Below are 6,259 nucleotides of genomic sequence, written 5' to 3' on the forward strand. Positions count from 1 at the left end.
CAGGCTATTCTAGATAGTAATTTAATCGCTCTCTCGCTTTGTTAAAGCGTTTGTACAAGATGGGCATTTCTTGTTCACCGTAGGCCGCTTTTGCTCGCCTTTCAGATGCATCAATGGCTTTTAACAAATCCAGACTGGCCTGTTTTCTTGCCATAGGGTCAACACTAGCAACGGTGTTTATCCACACTGGCGAAGTATGAGCAAATGCTCTTACGTGCATGCTTGGCCATTCATCCTCGTTTTTACTCTCAGAGTAGGCTCGTACAGCTATCCAGCCATTTTCAGGAAGATTTATTTTACCTTCATAGTTTGAAGTTGCGCCCGCTTTGGCCGCAGCATGTGTGGCAACAATTTCGCCATTTACAATCACTTCCACATTAGAAAGTGCATTTACACTTGATATATTGATTGAATAAGGCTGCTGTCCAGATGCTACCGTGTCTCCCGGCAGTGAATTATTACCAATAGTAAACTCAATCATCGGACCGGTTGAAAGCACGCTTCGACCTGCTAATGCACTTTGAATTATATTGTCTACTGATGATTCTGAAGTATCTGGCAAACGGACATAAGCACGCCCAGTCCCTACTGCTGGCGTGCGATGAAAATCAATCCACGTATCTGTACCCGACATCGCGACCACCGGTTTGCCAATATTCAAAAACCGGTACCACAACTGTGCAGTTCCAAGCGGACTTGTCCAGGCACATACCAGTTCTAGCCCCATATTGTCCTCTAATACGCCATCGCTCACTAACTCAAGCGGTATCGTTGAGATATTGTCTTCGTTAAAAGGGTCACCATCTGTTGAAACAGGATGTACATAAGTGGCAAAGGCGCCTGTTTGATTTGCATATTCAAACACCAGCGCATTACTGAGGTCTGGATCGCCTAACACTGGGTTGTTGGGGCCAAAAAACCACGGATAAAACGGCTCGCTGACATTGATTAGCCCAAGATGCCCGTGAAAATGCGAGCGTACTTCTTGACCCTGTTGCACCCAAAACGCCGTGTTACCACCCTCTGCTTTACTGATTTTACCAACAATGGCTTGGTCGATTCGACGCTCCCAGCGATTCCAGGACTGAGGGCTCAGCATATGCAAATTCTCTCCCTGCATTTGCAACAGCGCGTCTTCATGACTTGCCCGGTGATGACCATCTCCGTTTAAATGCACGTGAAAATCTGCCGCCAAATATCCATTGGAAACAGCATCCCAGATAGGCTCAGGGGAAAGACTCAGCTCTGTCACTTTTCCTGATTTGACGCTCAGCGTATTTCGAATGACTTGCGTTTGTGGCCCCTGTACGGCCTCTACAGTGTAATTACCCTTTGGAAATCTCAAAGAAAGGCTTTTATCGACATAAAAATAAGGTCTGTCGGTATTTGAATCGATAAAGCTGGCGCCTTCTGGATTGGCAACAGGATGACCATCTTCGCTTGTAATGGATACTCTCATCACTGCCGGGCGTTTATTATCTGAGGCAATTTTAAGATTCAATTGACCCGTGGGTACTTGGTATTTCCATTGCCTTATCTCAACGCGCCGTGCTTCACCGCCATGGGTAGGCATTTTCATCAAAATAAACTGTCGTTTTTCATCTAAAGTCACAAAATAAATTGTATTACCATCTGCACTAAAGCTAGGTGTCAGCGCAAAACTTCCTGGTGGTGTAAGCCGATTTGATACCTCCGGTGACGCAAGATCCATGGTCCAGAGATGGTAGTCGTTATCAAAAGGCGCGCTAAATACAATCAAGGGTAAGCCTGGATGAGTGTCACTACTCAAATGGTAGGTAAGGGTTTGCTGGTGTATAAGGATATCGCTACCGTCGGTCAGATTGCGCATTCTAAGCGCGCGAAGCGGTCCTTCTCCATGCAAATAGACAAAGGCATTTTGTCCTGACAACCATCTTGCATTTCGCTCAACTTGCGTCAATTCACTTAAGGCCTGACTCGTATTCGTCTTAAAATCATAAAGCTGTAAATCAACCGAGCCAGATTGACCACTGCTATAAACTAAGTGCGTATCGGTGCTTGAAAATTCAGGGTCAAGTTCAATAGCTGGCGTATTAATTACTTGTTCAGCGTTATTTTGGAGGTTTTTAACTACAATCGCCGTATCGTCACCGAAATCACGCACAAAGCTGAGTTTAGTGCCATCGTTGGACCAGCGAGGTCGAGAATCAATGCCGGGGCCTTTACCTGACTCTCCATCTGACGCTTGACTCGAATCTTGACCAGAGCCTTGAGTAAGCTGAGTAGCAACACCGGTTTGAAGATCCAGCAGCCAAATCCATCCTTTTGAAGCAAAGGCAAGGTGACGCCCGTCAGGAGATGCGGCAGGGTCAGTAACGCCATGCGAAAAAACCGGAAGTTCATGCTGTTCTAAATAGATATGATGACCAAAGTCATCCAGCTTTGAATACTGATGCGTCCACTGTGCATGAACGCCCGTTTGAAAAATGCTTAGTGTAAAACCTGCAACAATAAAAAAGTAAATACCGTTAATTTTGTTCGCCGTTTTTTTCATGAAGGGCATTCTCTTAGTACACTATTTCACCGGTAAAGTTAATCCTTTAAACATTTTCTCTACCTCATCGTTGTTCTTTTGCATCATAGCTCGCTCAACAACGTCTTTCGTCAAATGTGGTGCAAAACGCTCAATAAATTCGTACATATAACTACGTAAAAATGAGCCTTTTCGAAAGCCTATTTTGGTGGTGCTGTAATCAAATAGATGGCTGGCATCAATTTTGACCAAATCGGCATCAAGTTTTTCATGAATAGCCATTGAAGCTATAACGCCAACTCCAACCCCTAATCTTACGTAGGTTTTTATTACGTCTGCATCTGTTGCGGTAAACACGATTTTAGGCTCAAGCCCTGCTTTTGAAAATGCTCTATCCAATTCTGAGCGCCCGGTAAAACCAAACACATAAGTCACCAAACTGTATTTGGCGATATCTTCAATGGTGATGGATGTCTTTTTTGCCAAAGGATGCGCTTTATTAACAATCACTGAACGATTCCAGTGATAACACGGCAACATAACCAAATCGTTATACAAATGAAGTGATTCGGTAGCAATTGCAAAATCGGCTTCACCTTTTGCCGCCAAATCACTAATTTGTGAGGGTGTTCCCTGATGCATATGTAGCGACACCCGCGGATATTTTGACATAAATCCCTGGATCACATCGGGCAAGGCATAGCGCGCCTGAGTGTGAGTCGTTGCAATATTCAGCTTACCCTGATCTGGCAAGGTATGTTCACGTGCTACCGCCTTTATGCTTTCAACTTTTGCCAGGATCTCACGCGAGATATTAATGACTTCTTTACCCGCTTCTGTGACGTGCGTTAAATGTTTTCCGCTTCTTCCAAATATTTGAATGCCGAGTTCATCTTCTAACATTCTGACTTGCTTGCTGATACCTGGCTGTGAGGTGTAGAGGTTTTCAGCAGTAGCTGAAACGTTCAAGTTGTTGTTTAACACTTCAACGATGTAGCGGAGTTGTTGCAGTTTCATTTAAGGCCTTAGCAAATTTAGCGTGTTTTTTTACCGTTAGGTTTATTGCGTAGTTTTACTTCTCTTGGACTTAAGCTAATGGCAGAACGGCCGATAAGTCTTATGTAAATTTAGTGAGATTTGTTTGGGCAATCTAACTTAAGTGCATAAGAAACCGTATTTCCAAGGCTTTTGCAAGTACTTTTAACGCTTACTTCAAGATAATTTTACTCAACATGGATAAAGCAAGTGACAGATATTCAATTGCAACAGACTAAACACAGCTCAGCGCAGACAAAAGCGCAGACAAAAGAAATGGTCGATTTTTCGTCGGTCATTGCTGTGGCTATTCACGATATGAAAAACTCGCTTAGCTTGCTCATGCAAAGTATTGAACAAATGTCTGATGTGATCCCCAAAGAAGTGACACAGGCTCATAATAGTCTTAACAGCGTGCATTATGAAGCCAACAGGATGAACACAACTTTGGTGCAAGTACTGTCACTCTATCGCGCTGAATTAAACGCCCTACCCGTCAATATCGACGAAGTATTTATTGCTGAGCTTTTTGACGAAATCGTAGAAACCAACGCCATTTATACCAAACAGCAAAACATTAAAGTGAATTTATCTGTGGATGAAGACCTCTCCTGGTACTTAGACAGAGAACTGATTTATCTACTTTTGCACGATGTGTTAATTAACGCTGTGCGTTATGGCTGTAAAAACATTTCGATTACAGCAGATGTACGTGACGATTATCTGGTGGTAAAAGTGGAAGATGATGGTCCCGGATATCCAGATAGCATGCTGGCCATGTCAAGCAAAGTACTTGACCAACATTGTATCAGTGAAGGTAGAACCGGCTTGGGCCTCTTTTTTGCTCGCCTGATGGCACAAACCCATAAAAACGGTGGTAAGCGCGGAAGTATCGAACTTGCCAACAGCAAAGATACAGGCGGCAGCATTTTTACGCTGCGACTTCCTTAATCGAAATGACTCATTTGGAAGTGGCCGGACTATTATGAATCAGACTTATATCATTATCATCATACTCATCGCAGCATTAATTGTAGCGGGCATTGCCGCAAGTGCGGTACAGCAGCACAACGAACGAAAGGCCGCCAAAAAACGCGAAGAAATTAACAAATATCGCACCATCCTGGACGAAAGTGAGATGGCGCACAGCGCAGCTACCAAAATGCCTCTTTCAAAGCGATTAATATTAATTATTCGCAAACGATCTTTGGAAGCGCTAATAGAAATTTATGAACAAAATCCAAGCCCAGACTTAAAAGGCAAAGTGGAGGAATTGCAAAAAGCAGTCAAAGAAATCAATCCTGACGAGCCCATGCCTGATCAATCTGCCTTTGTGTTGCCAAAGTCAGATAAAATCATAATTAAATACATTCAGGCCGTTAAAAAAATTCGCGTGATATTAAGAAGCGAGTTTAAAAAAGGCAATATTCCTGCTGATGTCTACCAGGCTGAAGACTCGGCTATTGAAAAGTTACAATTACGAGTGAATATCGAAACGCTTCACAAACGCGCCAATGACGCCGTTACAAATAAAATGCAGGGTTCTGCCAGACAGTATCTTGAAAAGGCACTGGCAGCATTGGCAAAACATAAACCTCAGTTTGAGTACACCACCAATAAAACGCGCGAATTACAAGACATGCTCATGAACTTGGAGAGTGTGGTTAAAGACCGAAATGTGCAACACATCCTGGATGAAAAAGCGAAAGAAAAAGAAGACATCGAAGAGCTGTTTGCACCCAAGAAAAAATGGTAAGTCTTTTCAATTAAGTTCAGATACTTACACTATCCCAAAGCTCTAGAGCTGCGCTTGAAAGCCGCGTATTTGCATTAGCAATAACGCCAACTTGTTTACTCAGCGTAGGGCTTGAAAGTGGAGCGCAAATTAAACCTTTAGCCTGCATCTGCTGATTGCAAAGCTGCGGAACAATTGCCCATCCTAAACCCGATTTTACGAGCTGACCTAATGTTCCCAATTGAGAGGCTTCTGCCACTAAATCATACGCAATGTTTTCTTTTGCAAATGCATCGTCTACCCATTTTCTGATAGACGAACCTTTGTTCATGGCAACCATTGGCTTTGACTGCAAATCGCTCAATTGAAACATACTTTTATGATTTGTTTTTGTTAACTCACCAGCGGGCATAAGCACACAAAAATCGTCTTGCATGAGAGCTTTGAATCGCAGACCTTGCTGCGACTCAGGCTCAAAAATAAAGCCTAAGTCGGCCCGATTCGCCTTTACCGCATCAATCACCTGCTCCATAACAACATCGAGCACACGAATCGCTATATTCGGATAATCTGCGTGATAGCGGCGTAAGATATCGGCAAGAGGACCTTCTGCAAAAGATGGCATGGCCGCCACCGTCAAACGCCCTTTTTGTACGCTAAACAAATCCTTTACATCATTCATGGCGCCATCCCAGTCAGCCAATAAACGTTTAGCAACGGGTAAAAATGCCTGGCCCTCAGGAGTGAGCGATACCTTTCGAGTTGAACGGGCGAATAAAAGCCCACCAAGCTGCGACTCCAAATTTTTAATTGAAGTAGACAAGGCAGGCTGAGACAAGTAAAGCTTTTCAGCAGCCTCAGCGAATGTGCTTGATTGCGCTACGCTAACAAAAGCCAGCAGGTTTTTATGTGATACAGACATGGTTACCTTTGCCTAGTGATTTCTTCCGCTATTAATAAATTATTTTTATCAATTT

General features: G+C 43.4%; 5 protein-coding genes. 2 read left to right on the forward strand and 3 right to left on the reverse strand.

Annotated elements, in window-relative coordinates:
- Positions 1 to 4: 4 nt before the first annotated feature.
- Positions 5 to 2,533 (reverse strand): CehA/McbA family metallohydrolase, encoded by a 2,529-nt coding sequence (locus tag D6V41_RS15090; RefSeq protein WP_241664561.1) that lies wholly within the window; start codon positions 2,531 to 2,533, stop codon positions 5 to 7.
- A gap of 21 nt (positions 2,534 to 2,554) precedes the next feature.
- A complete protein-coding gene (cysB, locus tag D6V41_RS15095) occupies positions 2,555 to 3,529 on the reverse strand; it encodes an HTH-type transcriptional regulator CysB (RefSeq protein WP_136252365.1) in 975 nt (324 codons plus the stop codon).
- A 228-nt stretch (positions 3,530 to 3,757) separates the two neighbouring features.
- On the opposite strand from cysB, the gene D6V41_RS15100 reads away from it, so the two are divergent.
- Positions 3,758 to 4,498: a sensor histidine kinase gene (locus D6V41_RS15100; RefSeq protein ID WP_338324271.1), complete on the forward strand. Its 741-nt coding sequence runs from the start codon at positions 3,758 to 3,760 to the stop codon at positions 4,496 to 4,498.
- A gap of 34 nt (positions 4,499 to 4,532) precedes the next feature.
- A complete protein-coding gene (locus tag D6V41_RS15105) occupies positions 4,533 to 5,303 on the forward strand; it encodes a hypothetical protein (RefSeq protein ID WP_136252366.1) in 771 nt (256 codons plus the stop codon).
- A 16-nt stretch (positions 5,304 to 5,319) separates the two neighbouring features.
- Here D6V41_RS15105 and D6V41_RS15110 read toward each other — a convergent pair whose 3' ends face one another.
- Positions 5,320 to 6,204 carry a LysR family transcriptional regulator gene (locus tag D6V41_RS15110; RefSeq protein ID WP_136252367.1) on the reverse strand — a complete coding sequence of 295 codons (885 nt, stop codon included), beginning with the start codon at positions 6,202 to 6,204 and terminating at the stop codon, positions 5,320 to 5,322.
- Positions 6,205 to 6,259 lie beyond the last annotated feature (55 nt).

It is taken from the genome of Ningiella ruwaisensis, assembly GCF_004798935.1.
Lineage (GTDB): Bacteria > Pseudomonadota > Gammaproteobacteria > Enterobacterales > Alteromonadaceae > Glaciecola > Glaciecola ruwaisensis.

Excerpts from the sequence above, each read along its gene's own strand:
- D6V41_RS15090 (WP_241664561.1), bottom strand. The coding sequence starts at position 2,533 with ATGAAAAAAACGGCGAACAAAATTAACGGTATTTACTTTTTTATTGTT.
- cysB (WP_136252365.1), bottom strand. The coding sequence starts at position 3,529 with ATGAAACTGCAACAACTCCGCTACATCGTTGAAGTGTTAAACAACAAC.
- D6V41_RS15105 (WP_136252366.1), top strand. The coding sequence starts at position 4,533 with ATGAATCAGACTTATATCATTATCATCATACTCATCGCAGCATTAATT.
- D6V41_RS15110 (WP_136252367.1), bottom strand. The coding sequence starts at position 6,204 with ATGTCTGTATCACATAAAAACCTGCTGGCTTTTGTTAGCGTAGCGCAA.